We start from the raw sequence: 15,277 nt of genomic DNA on the forward strand, positions 1-15,277 counted from the left end.
ATAAAAATCAATCAATGATTTTTCTAAATGCACCCGGTGTTGATTTTGTCATGTTCCTGAAGAAAGAAGAGAAATGATTGGCTTCCTCAAAGCCAAGACAACGGGCAATCTCGCTGATTGTCCAATTGGTAGTCTTTAGCAATATTTTTGCCTCCTGTAAGATCCTTGCTTTTATAAGTTCGGAAGTGGTTTGGCCCGTATGTGTTTTCAACGCTTTGTTGAGGTGGTTGACATGCATACTGAGTTTTTCCGCAAAGTCCGATGGAGCGCGAAGGGAAATAACATCGTTTATATCATCAATTATAAACTGGCGCTCAAGAAGATCTGTAAATAGTAAAAAGATCCGTTCTGATGCGTTTGAAGCTGCTATTGCTATGCCTGTCTCAGGATTCATTTTTTGCGCTTCGTGAATTACTTCCATCATAAGGTTACGAAGAAAATCATATTTATAAGTATACTCCGCATGCAGTTCCTTTTCCATCTTTTGAAAGATAGTTTTAAAATGCATGAATTGTTCCTTATTCAGGATGATGATAGCATTTTCCGCTGAACCAAAAACAGGATAATCTTTTATCGGAGTAAACCGGCTAAAGAAATCTTCGGTAAAAACACTAACGTAGCCCTGCTGTTCTTTACTTACTATTTCCCATTTGTAAGGTACAACAGGATTGGTAAAAACTAGGCCAAACTCCGGTATGGTAATGCTGCGATCGGCATAATGCACCAAACAATTACCTTCAACAAGGCTTATCTTGAAAAAGCTTCTGCGGGTGTATCCACTACGAATAATCTTGCCATCTACCACCAGGTCTTCCACTTTAAAGATGTTAAAGTGTCCCATGTCAGTCATTAGGTTTGCGGCATGATCTCCCGGAAGGGTTTTGTATAACGACTCGAGTCCGATGAAATTTGTCATGTTGCAAAAGTACAAAAATCAAACATTGTAATGGTTCTTGGGTAGCCCGGAATAATATTTATTATATTTAGCCTTTTATAAATAACATGAGAAAATATATAGTCACGGCATTGCTTGTATCAGCATTCGCATCTGCGCAGGATCTTACGCTTCAACAGGCAAATGCGTTAGCAAAACTGCCTGTAAAATGCCTTCAGCAGGAATACCCAAATAAGTTAAGCCAGCTACTGGCCGATGCTTCAGAAATACAGTCACCCAAACAGTTGCACCCTGCTTTTTACGGTTGTTTCGACTGGCATTCATCGGTGCATGGGCACTGGAGCCTGGTATACCTGATAAAGAAATTCCCCGATCTGGAAGGGAGAAACGATATCATCAGTAAATTAAAAGTCAATCTTTCAAAAGAAAATATAGCGCAGGAAGTAGCTTACCTTAATAAGAAGCATGAGAAGTCGTACGAGCGTATGTATGGATGGGCATGGCTGCTAAAATTACAGCAGGAGCTGGATACCTCCGACGAACCATTCGCTAAGGAACTTGCTGCTAACCTAAAACCATTAACGACGATATTGTCTGAGCGCTATATAGAATTTCTTCCGAAGTTAAACTACCCTATACGTGTAGGTACGCATACCAGCACGGCATTTGGGCTCAACCTTTCGTGGGACTATGCAGTTCAGGCTAAGAATCTTCCGTTACAGGAAAGCATCAGGGTAAATGCTTTGCGCCTGTTTAAGAATGATATGGACTGCCCATTTGCATGGGAGCCAAGCGGAACTGATTTTCTTTCGCCTTGTATGGAAGAGATTGGTATTATGCAGCGCGTTATGCCAAAAGCTGAATTCCTGAAATGGCTTAAAGATTTTGCCCCGGCATTATTCGATAAGAAGTTTACCTGGAAACCGGGAGAAGTATCAGACCGTACCGATGGACACCTTGTACACCTTGACGGGTTAAACTTTAGCCGTGCCTGGAATTTATACACCTTGGTAAAACAATACCCTAAAGAATTAGGACATTTAAAAGCTTTGGCTGATACCCACTTTAAATATTCGCTGCCATCCATAACCGATGGTAACTATGAAGGCGAACACTGGCTGGCATCGTTCGCTTTATATACTTTTGAGAATAAAGAATAGTTTACAATTGCAATTGGCAGTAGAACAGCGTAATACAGGTTGTTTATTCCCCTCTCTTCTGGAGAGGGGCTGCAGGTGAGGTGAAATAGAAAATATTCATTAATTTTGCACCATGCCAAGAGAACTTCAATTACAGGTGGCGCCCGAAGTAGCCGCACAACAGTCTTTATTAATTAATCATGTCGCTAAGCTCATGCAGGTTAAGCCTGAAGAGGTTAGGCATATTGCTATTATTAAGCGCTCTATAGATGCACGCCAGAAAGCAATTAAGATTAACCTTAAAGTGGCTGTGTACTGGAATGAAGACTACACCGAGTCCAAAACAAAACTCCCTGATTATAAAGATGTTTCCAATAAACAGGAAGTGATAATCATTGGTGCGGGGCCTGCAGGCCTGTTTGCGGCATTGCAGCTAATAGAACTTGGGTTAAAGCCAATAGTTTTAGAAAGAGGTAAAGATGTGCAGGAACGCCGCCGCGACCTTAAGGCGATCAATCGCGACCATACTGTAAGTGAGGATTCTAACTACTGTTATGGCGAGGGCGGGGCAGGTACGTATTCTGACGGTAAGCTCTATACCCGATCTAAAAAGCGTGGTGATGTAGACCGTATACTTGAATTATTTGTTGGCTTTGGTGCCAGCGACGAGATATTGGTAGAAGCGCATCCGCATATCGGAACAAACAAGCTTCCTAAGATCATTAAGTCGATGAGGGAGAAGATTATAGAGTTCGGTGGACAGGTGCTTTTTGATACCCGTGTGGTAGATATTCTTGTTAAAAACAATGAAGTTGAAGGCGTTGTAACCCAGACCAATGACGTTATAAAAGCCTCAAAAATAATACTGGCAACGGGCCACTCAGCCCGTGATATCTTTGAGCTTTTAGATCGCAAGCAGATATTTATAGAAGCCAAACCCTTTGCCCTTGGCGTTCGCGCCGAGCATCCCCAAAGCCTCATAGACAGCATACAATACAGCTGCGATTACAATACCGGCAGGGGAGAGTTTCTTCCTCCGGCGCCGTATTCTATTGTAAAACAGGTTAATGGCAGGGGAATGTATTCTTTCTGTATGTGTCCGGGTGGGGTTATTGCCCCATGTGCTACCAGTCCTGGAGAGGTAGTAACCAATGGTTGGTCGCCCTCAAAGCGTGACCAGGAAACAGCTAACTCAGGTATTGTGGTTGAGTTAAAACTCGAAGATTTTGCCCCGTTTGCCAAATATGGTGCCCTCGCCGGAATGGAATTTCAAAAAGCTATCGAGCAGAAAGCATGGCGCTTAGCGGGTGAAACACAACGTGTTCCTGCCCAGCGAATGATAGACTTTACGCAAAGCAAAGTATCGGCAGATATCCCTAAAACATCGTATGTTCCGGGTACTACTTCAGTAGAATTAGGGCAGGTATTTCCGGGGTTCATAACTCAGGTGTTACGCCAGGGATTTGTAGATTTCGGCAAATCGATGCGCGGTTACCTTACTAACGAGGCAATTTTGCATGCACCGGAATCAAGAACATCATCGCCGGTACGTATTCCCCGTGATAATTTTACTTTAGAGCATCTGCAAATCAAAGGGTTATATCCTTGTGGTGAAGGTGCAGGCTATGCAGGTGGAATTATTTCTGCGGCAATAGACGGCGAAAAATGTGCTATAAAATGCGCTGAAAGCCTTAATTAATAGTGCACTTTTTGCTCTCAAAACGCCATTTTGCTGCGTAATATTAATCGTTGTAACTATTTGGTTTTGAGCACGTGTTAAATTAATGTTTCTCTTTCGGGATTTTAAAATTTCATCATTTTTGAATGAAAATTCTTAGTTTTTTTGTGTCTGAAAAAATATGATTTAATATTTTCAGGTTTAATTCTTCAGACTTATTTTAGCGACTTAAAATAATTCCTACAATCAGTCAATCAATCAACGAATGAAAAAAATCTACACTTTACTGTTGCTGTTTTTATCGGCAGCAGCCTTTTCGCAGTACAATTTTACCGATATCGATACACTACTCAAAAATTACAACAAACCCACTTCACCGGGACTGTCCATTCATGTACTTAAAGACGGCAAAGTGCTGTACAGCAAACAATCAGGAATGGCTGACATCGAAAACAAAAAGCCGATTACTAAAGAGTCAGTGTTTCATATGGCTTCTGATTCTAAGCAGTTTACCGCAGCCTGTATTGTGGTATTGCAACAGCAGGGCAAATTAAAGTTTGATGACAGGCTATCGAAATATTTCCCTGATTTCCCCGAATATGCTCAAAAGGTCACTATTGCCAACCTCATGAATCATACAAGTGGCATTAAAGATATTGCTGTTCTGGCAATGCTTAAAGATGAAGATGCAACGGATTACAATGACAATCAGGTGCAAACACTCCTTAAAAACGCAGTATTAGATTTTGAGCCGGGTACAAAGTGGAGTTATTCTAATTCAGGCTACTGGTTTTTAGCGCAGATCGTAAAACAAGTATCGGGCAAACCAATGATAGAATTTGTAAACACCAGTATTTTCAAGCCTCTCAAGATGAAAAACAGTCAGTTTGTAGAGAGTCGTGATACAAAATTTGCAAATAAAGTTAAAGGGTATGAGATGGTAAACGATACATTTTCTCAGAGTATTGTAGACCCTTATCATATTTCGGGGGCAGGATTGTACGCTCCGATAGCCGACCTTCAGAAATGGCTTAATGAGATGATGGATCAAAAAGTGCTTGGTAAAGCGTTTTGGAGCGAAATGCTAAAAGTAACCTCCAAAACGGGTTACGCCGCCGGCTTATTTATAAATGATTTTTCGGGACACAAAAAGATTTCCCACGGTGGCGATAATCCCGGTTTTCACTGTATAATGGGAGTATACCCTGATGATAAGCTAAGTGTCATCGTAGTCGCTAATACTGATGACGCTTCCGTTAAGGACATTGAAAAAGCGATAGCTGCTAAAGTATTTGGTATTACAGAAGAAAAGGCGCAAGAGGCTGAAGGTGAGGTTACAGAAGGAATCGTTGTTTCTCCCGAAGAGCTAAAACAATACGGAGGAATTTATGGCAGTGGAACAAGTAATTTTTACATACAGCCATTAGAAAACAGGCTTTGGCTGATGCAGATTCATAATGATATGAGCTACGAGCTGTCTCCGGTAACGCAGGATAGCTTCACCTTTTCAGGGATTGTATTTTCATTTGAAGATAGTATCGGTGATGTTGCTCAGACAATGGTTATAAACGATAACGGATCTAAGGAACAGTTTGCACGTGTGGTTATAGATCCGAAACTGAAAACAGAATATTGTGGCAAATATTTCTGCAAGAGTCTTGCTATTGAGTACACATTTTTTGAAGATGGCGATATCCTGAAGTTCAAAATAGGCTCTGGCGAAGCGCAGGAGACACTTGTCGTGAAGGGAGATAAGTTATATACTGAAATAGGGAATGTAAAATTTAAACGTGATGCATCGGGTAAAATATCCGGTTTTGTCCTTAAACATGACCGCGCAAATAATATAGAATTCGAAAAAATTTAAATCAATAAAAATTCCCTTAGCACCAAATGTTAAGGGGAATTTTATTTACTGAGAGGTTTGCTAAGCCAGTCGAGCATGTTATCCTATTTTAACCGATGTCATGGTTAAAGATCCGGCTACTGCCTTATCGTTAAAAATGCTGATTTCGTCTTTTTCGCTTTTTAGTGCAAGAGTGTACAGTAATGGTAGGTAGTGCTCGGGAGAAGGTATTGCCAAATCAAACGCCTTACCCTGCGATGCAAAGTTGATAAGCGGTTTATAATCGCCCGACTTAATATACCCTTTGATTTTGTTATCGGCCTCAAAAGCCCAGTCGAAACCAAAATTATCGGTATGTATGTTCTTCCAGTCCATTAGTCTCAGGTTGTGTACAATATTTCCGCTACCTATTATCAGTACGCCTTTTTTACGCAAAGCGGCAAGTTCTTTACCTAACTCGTAATGGTACTGCGGCGGTTTTGTATAATCAATGCTAAACTGTATGGTTGGGATATTCGCGTTTGGGTACAGGTGTTTTATGACCGACCATGCGCCATGATCCAGTCCCCATTTATCGTCCAGCCCAACAGCAACCGATTTTACCAGTTCCTGTGTCTGCTTTGCAAGCTCAGGGCTTCCCGGTGCGGGATAGCGAACATCAAACAATGCTTTTGGGAATCCGCCAAAATCGTGTATTGTCGGTGGGTTTTGCATTGCCGTAACAAACGTACCGCGGGTTTCCCAGTGTGCCGAAACGCATAAAATAGCAGTAGGCTCGGGTATCTCTTTGGCAATCTTCCTGAAGTTTGCCACAAACTCATTTTCTTCAATAGCATTCATCGGGCTGCCGTGGCCTAAGAACAAGGCGGGCATTGTAACACCGGCATCATTAATACTGCCGGAAAGTTTCCCTAATTCTTTAAGTCCCATAATTCCGCCGCCTGCAAAAGGCAGGGCTGCCATACTTTGTAAAAACTTTTTGCGATCCATAACTGCATCCTTAAAATTATAATACAAAGTTCAGTCTTTTAAGGGTAGGCAGGGTAACAGTTTCAGGTAAAAGAGTAGTACAATCAGGAAATGAGCTTTTGCATTTCGTCTTTAAATTCAGTGGGAGTTTGCCCGGTTCTCTTTTTAAAGACACGGGTAAAATAGGCCTTTTCTTTATAGCCCAGTTCAAAGCCAATTTCAGAAATGGTTGTATCGGTATGCATCAGCAGGTTCTTTGCTTCAATAAGCTTTCGGGTCTCTATGATCTCGGCGGCGGTTTTCTGCATGATCTGCTGGCAGATGAGGTTAAGGTTTCGTGCCGACATGAATAACTTTTGGGCATAAAAATCTGCGCCTTTCGGCCTTCTGAAATTCTCTTCCAACAAGGCAAGAAAGTTTTTAAATGTAATGCTGTTATTCTTGTGGGTATCTGTAGGGTCTATCTTTTTACGCTCGTCCTCGATCATTAAAAACACAGCCGAAAGCAGATGTTTTATAATGGCCAGCTTGGGTACCGGATGCTGCATTTCGGTATGCATCATCTCACATAGGTTAACCAGCCGCTTAAAGCAGTTGCCTTCCTGCGCGGGGATGGTAGCGTAATTATGGTAAAAGGAATAAAGTGAAAAAGTCGTTTCGGGAATGAATTCGCTTTTAAAGCGTATCACCCACATATCGCATTTACCGTCTTTAAGCCCCGGGCGAACACGGTGAATCTTTCCTTTTGTAATAAAGCTGATAAACGGCGCTGCATACGTATTGGTGGCAAAATCTATAAAATGTTCCAATACGCCTTCCATACCAATAATAAGCTCTTCGTAATCGTGATTGTGCGGATTATTAGGCTGTGTGGCTATGCGAAGTGTTTCTTCGGGAGTAAGGCGGTATATCTTGAATAGTTGATCCACTGTCAGCTTTAATTTATATCAGGATAACAAAATAAAGCAAAAAAGCGGATAAGTTATTCCTTATCCGCTTTTTCTTCTGTCATATGTTCTACCTTGACACCGCCTGTAGATATTACCGATTTGCCACTATCGGTCTCGGTAGTTTGTTTTATTGATGTCTCGGTTCGTACTTTCGGTTCTATAGTGTCAACCTTCGTGATTTCTTCGGTTGTAACCTTTGTGGTATTAGCATCTTGTTTCTTGCAGGCTCCCATTACTAATAGAAGTCCTGCCATAATCATTGCTTTTTTCATGGCGTTTACTTGTTTTGATTTGTAATATATTTAAAATTAAGTCTTTAAGAATTGAATTCTTTTAAAATAGTCTTAATTGTTACTTAATAAACAAGCGTTCATCAAAATCAAAAGGCTCAATAAGCTTCACCTTGATCTTTTTAAAATCCCTGTGTGAAGGATTGAGCAGGTAATTAAATTCACCTTGAACTACCGCTGAAGGAACCCTGAGCACTGCGAATTTTTCAGATGAAATAAAAGTATCACCAAGCTCCTGTGTGGAGTGGGAGTGGGGTAACGATTTCCAGTCTTCCGGTAATGTATCTGTGGCTAATTCCTGTATGGGCAATGTCTTTGGAATTTCGATAGCTATGATTACATAGTCCAGCGGAAGGATGCCCAGTGGCGTATGTACCGCTATCTCGGTCGTGCATAGCGCACGCGATTCGCTGGTATATACCATAGCTGTGCCTTTGCTGTTCCATCGCCCGCCTGCTTTTTCAGCACCGCGCCCGGACAGGTCGTTGGCATAAACCGATTTGCTTAAACGAAATACTATCATGCCAATACACCGTGTTCTATCCTGGTAAGTTCATCCTTTAAAAGGTTTATCCCGAAAGAACTGTCAAAAAGTTCTTTCGGTTTTATCTTTCCCAGTGCCAGGTTTTGGGTATTAAGCCAGGTGTTAAAGTTTTGGGTGCTGCCAAATACAGAAATTCCTTTTTTATACAAAAGGGCTATTTCCAGTATTTTTTCTGACTGAAGGGCATCAAAAGTACGCTCCTCTTTTTTGTAGCGTTGCATGGTACGTTCGGACACATGAAGAAACCCCGACCATTCGGCAAGGTCAAACGGACTTTTCTCCATAAAGTTTACAAACACAGGAAATTTAATTCCCTGTCTTACCAGGGCTATTAACGACATAATATTCTGGTCGTCAATGGCATTGTTGTAACTTAAATTTGAACTGAATAGGTCTATCGCTTCCATGATCATCACATTTAATACAACAAAGTTACGAAAGTTGTCTTTAATTTTACGACATATGTCGTTAAAATTGTAATGTTATTTTTATTTCAGAAAAAAATGAAACTTTGTGATAGTTTAGCATGGATTTTGATTACATTTACCTGTATATAATACTATTAACCATCCGGCAGGTTTATAAAAATGTTAACGGATAAATGTGCGGGACTAAATTTGAATTGCTATGGCAGCTAAAAAAACAGTACAGCTTTCAAAATCTGATATCATAGACAGATATTCAGATTACTGCCTGATGAACGGCCACAAACCGGCATCGGTATATAAATTCGCAAAAGAAAATGGTTTTGAAGAAGCAGAGTTTTACCAGTACTTTACTTCGTTTGAATCGTTAGAGCATTACTATTTTGTAGAGATGTTTAATCATTCGCTTCACGCTTTAGAGATATCTCCCGTGTACAGTGAATACGGAGGAGTAGAAAAACTTTCGGCCTTTTATTTTACATTCTTTGAAATGGCAACCGCCAACAGGAGTTTTGTGATCTACACTATGGAAGAAGGCGGCAGCAGGCTGCGCAACCTTCATAAACTAAAGGCACTTCGTAAAGAGTTTATTCAATATGCCGAAGCGGTGCTTGAAAAACCGGTTAAGGTAGAAAGCCCGCGTGGCGATAAGCTTCAGGGTGAGGCATTGCGCGAAGGGGCATGGCTTCAGTTCCTGTCGATATTCAAGTTCTGGCTGCAGGATACGTCTCCCGGATTTGAGAAGACCGATGTGTTTATCGAGAAATCGGTTAAGGCATCCACCGACCTGGTCTACAACAGTCCGCTGAAAAGCCTGTTCGACCTGGGCAAATTTGTATGGAAAGAAAAATTTACGGTATAATATGAAAAGGCTCGATTCTATTCCCACAAACAAGATTGAAAGGGTAACCAAACTGGTTGCCACCGGGGCGAAGGTAGGGGGGAATTACCTTAAATATTACGGTCAGAAGATGATGAATCCCGAACTGACCAAAGATACACTGCATAAAGACAATGCAGCCGATATTTACGATGGGCTGAAAGAGCTGAAAGGCAGCGCGCTTAAAGTAGCGCAAATGCTGAGTATGGAAAAGAACCTGCTGCCACAGTCGTATGTAGAAAAGTTCTCGCTAAGCCAGTTTTCGGTGCCGCCATTATCGGCTCCGTTGGTTATGAAAACGTTTAAAAGCTATTTTGGCAAAGAACCACATATGCTTTTTGATGAATTTAGTGCCGACTCTATTAATGCTGCCAGTATTGGGCAGGTGCACCGTGCTAAAAAAGACGGTAAAAACCTTGCGGTTAAAATTCAGTATCCTGGAGTGAGGGAAAGTATCGGTACCGATATTGCCCTTGTAAAACCAATAGCCATACGTATGTTTAACCTTCAGGGAGCATCAGACGAATATTTTAAAGAAGTAGAGGACAAGCTTATTGAAGAAACAGATTATACGTTGGAGCTTCAGCAGAGTGAAACCATCCGCAAAGCGTGTGCGCATATAGAAAATCTGAAATTTCCACAGTATTATCCGGAGCTGTCATGTGAAAAGATCATTACTATGGACTGGATGGAGGGTATCCACCTGTCGGAATTCTGTAAAACAGAACAGTCACAGGAAAAACGCAATAAGGTAGGGCAGGCACTATGGGACTTTTATATGTACCAGATACATGAGCTTAAGTACTTCCACGCCGATCCGCATCCTGGGAACTTCCTTGTGGATACCGAAGGCAACCTTATGGCAATTGATTTTGGCTGTATGAAGAAGATACCGAATGATTTCTATGTACCGTATTTTGACCTTGCCCGAAAAGAGAACCTGGATAACCCGGTTTTCTTTAACGAGAAGCTCTACGAACTGGAAATACTTAAGGACAACGATTCAGTAAAGGAAATTGAATTTTTCTCAACGCTGTTTCATGACCTGCTAACCACATTTACAAAACCATTCCAGGAGGATCGTTTTGATTTTTCGGACACCTCTTTCAGTGATGCTATTGCACAGCTGAGTGAGAAATTTGCGAATGATAAAACACTCCGCAAAATGAATGGAAACCGTGGTTCTAAACACTTCATCTATGTAAATAGAACTTTCTTTGGGTTATACAGCCTGTTGTTTGACTTAAAGGCAGATATCGACTTAAGTACTTATAACAGCTATATTAAAGCAGTAGCAGTATAACGTAAGTATATAAAAAGAAAATCCCTTCGTTTTTTAAGCAAAGGGATTTTTTATTTAAAGCGGTATTTCTAGTTCAAAAAGTCTTTTACCATCCAGTGGTTGGGTCTTTCTTTTTTTAATGCGGTTGCTATCTGCTGGCGTTCGGTTTCATTTTCAGAAAGCAGGTAGGTGTAAATTTTTGCAGGGATACAATCGGGTTGTACTACAAGAAGGTTTTTAAACAATGTTTTTGCTTCCTCATTTCTCTCGCCCGACATCAACGCCTCGCCACGGTAAATGGTAATAATTGTTGGCACCTTTTTGTAGATTTTGGTTGATTCATTTACTAAAACATCAGTGGTCATAAGCTGGAAATCAGGATCCATGGGCTGTTGGTTTTCATCCATTTCGGCAATATATCCCTGATACATAAGGAATATCTGCAGGATGTTGCTGTTAGGCGTTTCGGGAGTCTCCATTAATTTGGTTATATCGTCAATGGTTCCCTGTGTTAATTCGCCATCATCTGTTTTAAGGGCTTCTTTGTAAAAAGATTCCAACAGGTTGTATACTTTTAAGTCTTTACCATTAATAACAGCCGTTTTATTTATCTGCTCAAATTCTTTAGCGGCCTCGTCAACCAACGGATTCTGGGCAAAAGCCACAGAAGTGACAAACAGGGCTGCCAGCAATAATTTTTTCATAGTTTTTTTGTTTATAGCTAAGATAAACAAATCTGCCAACTTGAAGGGGATCTATTCGAGTCCTTTTTTGCCCGGATGCCAGAATGGTTTGGTTTTTATAAAGCGTGAAGAAATATTGTGCTCATTTTTAAAGTACTTATGCAGGGCGATGCAAAAGGCAGTTTCGCCCGCAATGTAAATAGCCGTATTACCTTTAGGTAATGTATTCCACATTACTTCTGTTATAATATCCTGAACCGGATTTTCGGGGGCTTCAAGAAAACCGAAATTACGCCTTGGCGACAGGTCATCAAAATAATGTGTCTTCTCTGAAGAGTACACAATACCCGATGCATTAGCATTTATACCGGTATTGCGGTTAAGTTCGTACAGGTGCGCCAACGACGATATGTCGCCCAAAAATAAGTGATTGTCGGCATCGGGATTAATAGTGAATTTTCCTTCCGGCCCGCGGAAGTAGATCGTATCGCCACGCTCTAGGTTATGAGCCCATTTAGCGCCCTGTCCGTTAGAGAAGGTGCAAACGGCAAGGTCGGCCTCTTTTTTAAGCTCATCATAGTGCCATACCGAGTAGGTGCGCACCATATTACTTAACGATGCAGCTTCTTCATAGCCTACGATAACGCGCAGGTGCTGTCCGGGGATATAATTCTTAAAGCTGTCGCTATTAAGTTTAATGCGAACGTGATATGTAGAATTGGTAATTTGTTCTTTATGTATCACCACAGCCGTGTGGCTCATTTTCTGGATGATAGATTGTATAATACTCATTTGATCAGCGTTTTTACTGATGCAAAGTACCCTTAAAACCGCCTGATTTCTATTTTACAAAACAGCTCAATAATTGGACTATTCGCGGAATTTCCTTCTGAATTCTAACGGAGTCTGTCCGGTAATTTTTTTAAAGAGCCTCGAAAAATAAGCGTGGTCATCATAACCCAGGGTATAGGCAATTTCTTTGATATCGCTATCAGAGTAATATATCTGTTTTTTGGCTTCGGTAATCATGGCGTCCTGAAGCCAATGTGTTACAGATAATCCTGTAGCCGTATTAAGGCAATGGTTGAGGTGCGATGTTGTTATGTTGAGCTTTTGGGCATAAAACGACGGAAGATGAAGAAATGAATATTGTATAAGCAGTTCCTTAAATTTAGCACTAATGCTGTGAGCCTGGCTTTTCTGCTGCGGTTTTACAGCTCCTCTTTTATGGTAAAGTGAACACGCCTGGTTTAAAAAGGCGGTTAGCAAGCCATTTAGAATAAAAGATTTATACGGATCATCTGTTGTAAAGGCGCGATGCAGTAGCGCAGCGGTCTCTTCTATGTCTGCACCATCATTTTCTTCAAATTTCAGGTATTGCTGCTGAGGTGATAGGTTTTCAAACAATTCCCGGCAGTGCGAAGGCATCAGGAAATTTTCTACACTAATAAAATAGCCCTTTACATCTTCACTCACTCCTTTCGGTGCATGTACCTGATAGGGCTTTACAGTCATTACCCCTTTAGCCGAAAGGCTAAGCTCCTCCATATCGCAATGAAAAGTAACAGAGCCGGTTTCTGCTACAAGAAAAACATAATGGTCATCCATATGCTCCGTTAGTCCATTGGCTAAGTACATTTTTTCACGTGCAGCATCAAAAGAGATATAATGTACATCTATACCACCAATGGCGCGTGCGTCCTGTTTTTTTAACGGTATGTTTTTTAACATTTTCATATAGGGTGGTAAGTGGCATAAAAGTATGGATTTTTTGAATTGATGCGCCAAACCAAAAACAAAAAGTCCGGACGAATGCCCGGACTTTTTAAATGTATAATGTGTGTCTTACTGCTTGTAAGGAGCAATGGATTTTGTTACTTTCTCTAACTGTGCTTTCTGTGATTCATCCCCGTAAGAATAAATAAAGCCTAATGCAAAGCCGTCTTTTACGGTAGCCATATAGGTTTGATATACCGGAATGCCGTTTACATCCATCACTACATTCATAGCATGAAATTCTATTCCGTTAATGTCTCTTTTAGTATAAGTATCATCAATTTTAGATATTTTCATTGCCGAGCTTGTAAGTAGCTGTTTTGCATTATCTAAATACTGATCGCCAGATTTTATAGCAGGAAATTTTTTAAGATTTTCAGCCACGAGCATAAAACTTGGGTTGTACTCAACATCAGCTCCAACTTTATGCTGGTAAACGGTAAGCAGGTTAGCGCTGTTGATTTCCGAAGCCTTAATTTGAGCTTTCATCATTTCATTGTCACCGGCAGCTATCTCCTGTCCTTCTTTCATCATAGCATCGCGTTGCTCCTGATCCTGTACATCCCATCCGGCGGGAACATCCATTTCGATGTTAAAGAATTTATTGGTGTACTTGTTATTGGCTACGGTACCGTAGTCAAATCCTTCCTGTTCTACAATGGCTTTGTCTTTACATCCTGTAAGTGCGAATGCTGCTACAAACAGCAATAGTTTGATTGATTGTTTCATGATTGGTTTTGTTTATCACAAAAATAAAATGATACTATCAAAAATAAATGTTAACTAGTGTAATTACTTACGAATTAAATGAATACTTATCAACTGCTATCAAAAAGTTAAACGGTCTGTAATCCGCAAAGTTTTTCTTATTTTTGGAGGCTATTAGGATGATATGACAGAAGAAAAAGTAATACTGGTAAACGAGAACGATGAGCAGATAGGGCTTATGCCAAAAATGGAGGCCCATGAAAAGGCTGTGCTTCATCGTGCTTTCTCGGTTTTTATAATAAATTCAAATAACGAGATCATGCTGCAACAGCGTGCAGCGCAAAAATATCATTCGCCCCTGTTGTGGACAAACACCACATGCAGCCACCAGCGTGAAGGCGAAAGCAACATTCAGGCGGGTACGCGCAGGCTTAGGGAAGAAATGGGATTTGAAACCGAACTGAAAGAGCTTTTCTCATTTATTTATAAAGCCCCGTTTGATAACGGGCTTACTGAACATGAGCTAGATCATGTAATGATCGGCTATTATAATGATGCGCCTAACATTAACAGGGAAGAAGCAGAAAGCTGGAAATGGATGAGTATTGATGCTGTTAAAGAAGATATGCAAAGCCATCCCGAAGCCTACACCGTATGGTTCAGGATAATATTTGATGAATTCTACCATTTTTTAGAAGACCATAAACTATAGATTAATAGCTGACGGTTATTAGTTGACGGGATGATCCGGCAACCAGCAACCGCAATCAATAACCATACAAAATGAGAGTAACCGTAAGCAGGAGCGCCCACTTTAACGCTGCCCACCGCCTTTACCGCAAGGACTGGGCCGATGCGCAGAACAATGCTGTTTTCGGCAAATGCAACAATCCTAATTTTCACGGGCATAACTATGAGCTTATAGTTGGTGTTACGGGAGAAATAGATCCGCAGACAGGCTACGTTATCGATATTAAAATACTAAAGGATATTATTGCCGATGAGGTAGAAACACCCTTCGATCATAAAAACCTTAACCTTGATGTGCCGGAGTTTGCCGACCTCAACCCTACTGCCGAAAATATAGCAGTGGTGATATGGAACCGCATAAGAAGGCGTATTGATGCAGCAATGAACCTGGAAGTGGTGTTATATGAAACGCCACGCAATTTTGTAACCTATAGAGGAGAATAAATCAACCAAAAAACATAA

General features: G+C 40.9%; 16 protein-coding genes and 1 pseudogene. 7 read left to right on the forward strand and 10 right to left on the reverse strand.

The annotated features are described in order from the left end of the window. Window positions 1-7: 7 nt before the first annotated feature. Complete coding sequence (locus tag ALW18_14000; GenBank protein AOE53539.1) at window positions 8-916, reverse strand: transcriptional regulator; 909 nt, start codon at window positions 914-916, stop codon at window positions 8-10. A gap of 86 nt (window positions 917-1,002) precedes the next feature. Here ALW18_14000 and ALW18_14005 point away from each other — a divergent pair, with 86 nt between their 5' ends. The 3 genes from ALW18_14005 to ALW18_14015 all read left to right on the forward strand — a co-directional run bounded on the left by ALW18_14005 (window position 1,003) and on the right by ALW18_14015 (window position 5,579). After that, window positions 1,003-2,055, forward strand: a complete 1,053-nt coding sequence (locus ALW18_14005; GenBank protein ID AOE53540.1) for a hypothetical protein — start codon at window positions 1,003-1,005, stop codon at window positions 2,053-2,055. Window positions 2,056-2,167: 112 nt separating this feature from the next. Next, window positions 2,168-3,733 carry an FAD-binding protein gene (locus ALW18_14010; protein AOE53541.1) on the forward strand — a complete coding sequence of 522 codons (1,566 nt, stop codon included), beginning with the start codon at window positions 2,168-2,170 and terminating at the stop codon, window positions 3,731-3,733. A gap of 244 nt (window positions 3,734-3,977) precedes the next feature. Then, the gene (locus tag ALW18_14015) at window positions 3,978-5,579 is read left to right on the forward strand and encodes a hypothetical protein (GenBank protein ID AOE53542.1); all 1,602 of its coding nucleotides are present in this window, start codon (window positions 3,978-3,980) and stop codon (window positions 5,577-5,579) included. A gap of 78 nt (window positions 5,580-5,657) precedes the next feature. On the opposite strand, the gene ALW18_14020 is transcribed toward ALW18_14015, so the two are convergent. The 5 genes from ALW18_14020 to ALW18_14040 form a co-directional block, all read right to left on the reverse strand. Further along, window positions 5,658-6,488, reverse strand: coding sequence for a dioxygenase (locus tag ALW18_14020; protein ID AOE54422.1), 831 nt, complete (start codon window positions 6,486-6,488; stop codon window positions 5,658-5,660). 143 nt (window positions 6,489-6,631) lie between these two features. Beyond that, a complete protein-coding gene (locus ALW18_14025) occupies window positions 6,632-7,456 on the reverse strand; it encodes an AraC family transcriptional regulator (protein AOE53543.1) in 825 nt (274 codons plus the stop codon). Window positions 7,457-7,509: 53 nt separating this feature from the next. Then, on the reverse strand, window positions 7,510-7,749 hold the full coding sequence (locus tag ALW18_14030; protein AOE53544.1) for a hypothetical protein: 240 nt from the start codon (window positions 7,747-7,749) through the stop codon (window positions 7,510-7,512). A gap of 79 nt (window positions 7,750-7,828) precedes the next feature. Next, window positions 7,829-8,290 (reverse strand): RES superfamily protein, encoded by a 462-nt coding sequence (locus tag ALW18_14035; protein AOE53545.1) that lies wholly within the window; start codon window positions 8,288-8,290, stop codon window positions 7,829-7,831. Then, window positions 8,287-8,718: a hypothetical protein gene (locus ALW18_14040; GenBank protein ID AOE53546.1), complete on the reverse strand. Its 432-nt coding sequence runs from the start codon at window positions 8,716-8,718 to the stop codon at window positions 8,287-8,289. The genes ALW18_14035 and ALW18_14040 overlap by 4 nt, the downstream gene beginning before the upstream one ends. A 220-nt stretch (window positions 8,719-8,938) precedes the next feature. On the opposite strand from ALW18_14040, the gene ALW18_14045 reads away from it, so the two are divergent. Both ALW18_14045 and ALW18_14050 read left to right on the forward strand, forming a co-directional pair. Further along, complete coding sequence (locus ALW18_14045; protein ID AOE53547.1) at window positions 8,939-9,598, forward strand: heat-shock protein; 660 nt, start codon at window positions 8,939-8,941, stop codon at window positions 9,596-9,598. A gap of 1 nt (window position 9,599) precedes the next feature. Continuing rightward, complete coding sequence (locus tag ALW18_14050) at window positions 9,600-10,919, forward strand: ABC transporter (GenBank protein AOE53548.1); 1,320 nt, start codon at window positions 9,600-9,602, stop codon at window positions 10,917-10,919. A gap of 68 nt (window positions 10,920-10,987) precedes the next feature. On the opposite strand, the gene ALW18_14055 is transcribed toward ALW18_14050, so the two are convergent. From ALW18_14055 to ALW18_14070, 4 genes and pseudogenes are all read right to left on the reverse strand, one after another. Beyond that, on the reverse strand, window positions 10,988-11,602 hold the full coding sequence (locus ALW18_14055; protein ID AOE53549.1) for a hypothetical protein: 615 nt from the start codon (window positions 11,600-11,602) through the stop codon (window positions 10,988-10,990). A gap of 51 nt (window positions 11,603-11,653) precedes the next feature. Then, window positions 11,654-12,373, reverse strand: a complete 720-nt coding sequence (locus tag ALW18_14060) for a hypothetical protein (protein AOE53550.1) — start codon at window positions 12,371-12,373, stop codon at window positions 11,654-11,656. Between the two features lie 78 nt (window positions 12,374-12,451). Continuing rightward, a pseudogene (locus ALW18_14065) lies at window positions 12,452-13,012 on the reverse strand (hypothetical protein). A gap of 414 nt (window positions 13,013-13,426) precedes the next feature. Further along, the gene (locus ALW18_14070) at window positions 13,427-14,086 is read right to left on the reverse strand and encodes a hypothetical protein (protein AOE53551.1); all 660 of its coding nucleotides are present in this window, start codon (window positions 14,084-14,086) and stop codon (window positions 13,427-13,429) included. Between the two features lie 163 nt (window positions 14,087-14,249). Between ALW18_14070 and ALW18_14075 the strand changes: the two genes are divergently transcribed. Together ALW18_14075 and ALW18_14080 are read left to right on the forward strand one after the other, a co-directional pair. Continuing rightward, window positions 14,250-14,777, forward strand: a complete 528-nt coding sequence (locus tag ALW18_14075; GenBank protein ID AOE53552.1) for an isopentenyl-diphosphate delta-isomerase — start codon at window positions 14,250-14,252, stop codon at window positions 14,775-14,777. A gap of 71 nt (window positions 14,778-14,848) precedes the next feature. Continuing rightward, window positions 14,849-15,259, forward strand: coding sequence for a 6-pyruvoyl tetrahydrobiopterin synthase (locus tag ALW18_14080; GenBank protein ID AOE53553.1), 411 nt, complete (start codon window positions 14,849-14,851; stop codon window positions 15,257-15,259). Window positions 15,260-15,277: the final 18 nt, after the last annotated feature.

The organism is Flavobacterium psychrophilum (assembly GCA_001708385.1).
In the GTDB taxonomy this organism is placed as follows: domain Bacteria; phylum Bacteroidota; class Bacteroidia; order Flavobacteriales; family Flavobacteriaceae; genus Flavobacterium; species Flavobacterium psychrophilum_A.

Coding starts and splice junctions, on each gene's coding strand:
- ALW18_14000 (AOE53539.1), bottom strand. CDS start 916: ATGACAAATTTCATCGGACTCGAGTCGTTATACAAAACCCTTCCGGGA.
- ALW18_14005 (AOE53540.1), top strand. CDS start 1,003: ATGAGAAAATATATAGTCACGGCATTGCTTGTATCAGCATTCGCATCT.
- ALW18_14010 (AOE53541.1), top strand. CDS start 2,168: ATGCCAAGAGAACTTCAATTACAGGTGGCGCCCGAAGTAGCCGCACAA.
- ALW18_14015 (AOE53542.1), top strand. CDS start 3,978: ATGAAAAAAATCTACACTTTACTGTTGCTGTTTTTATCGGCAGCAGCC.
- ALW18_14020 (AOE54422.1), bottom strand. CDS start 6,488: ATGGGACTTAAAGAATTAGGGAAACTTTCCGGCAGTATTAATGATGCC.
- ALW18_14030 (AOE53544.1), bottom strand. CDS start 7,749: ATGAAAAAAGCAATGATTATGGCAGGACTTCTATTAGTAATGGGAGCC.
- ALW18_14035 (AOE53545.1), bottom strand. CDS start 8,290: ATGATAGTATTTCGTTTAAGCAAATCGGTTTATGCCAACGACCTGTCC.
- ALW18_14040 (AOE53546.1), bottom strand. CDS start 8,718: ATGGAAGCGATAGACCTATTCAGTTCAAATTTAAGTTACAACAATGCC.
- ALW18_14045 (AOE53547.1), top strand. CDS start 8,939: ATGGCAGCTAAAAAAACAGTACAGCTTTCAAAATCTGATATCATAGAC.
- ALW18_14050 (AOE53548.1), top strand. CDS start 9,600: ATGAAAAGGCTCGATTCTATTCCCACAAACAAGATTGAAAGGGTAACC.
- ALW18_14055 (AOE53549.1), bottom strand. CDS start 11,602: ATGAAAAAATTATTGCTGGCAGCCCTGTTTGTCACTTCTGTGGCTTTT.
- ALW18_14060 (AOE53550.1), bottom strand. CDS start 12,373: ATGAGTATTATACAATCTATCATCCAGAAAATGAGCCACACGGCTGTG.
- ALW18_14070 (AOE53551.1), bottom strand. CDS start 14,086: ATGAAACAATCAATCAAACTATTGCTGTTTGTAGCAGCATTCGCACTT.
- ALW18_14075 (AOE53552.1), top strand. CDS start 14,250: ATGACAGAAGAAAAAGTAATACTGGTAAACGAGAACGATGAGCAGATA.
- ALW18_14080 (AOE53553.1), top strand. CDS start 14,849: ATGAGAGTAACCGTAAGCAGGAGCGCCCACTTTAACGCTGCCCACCGC.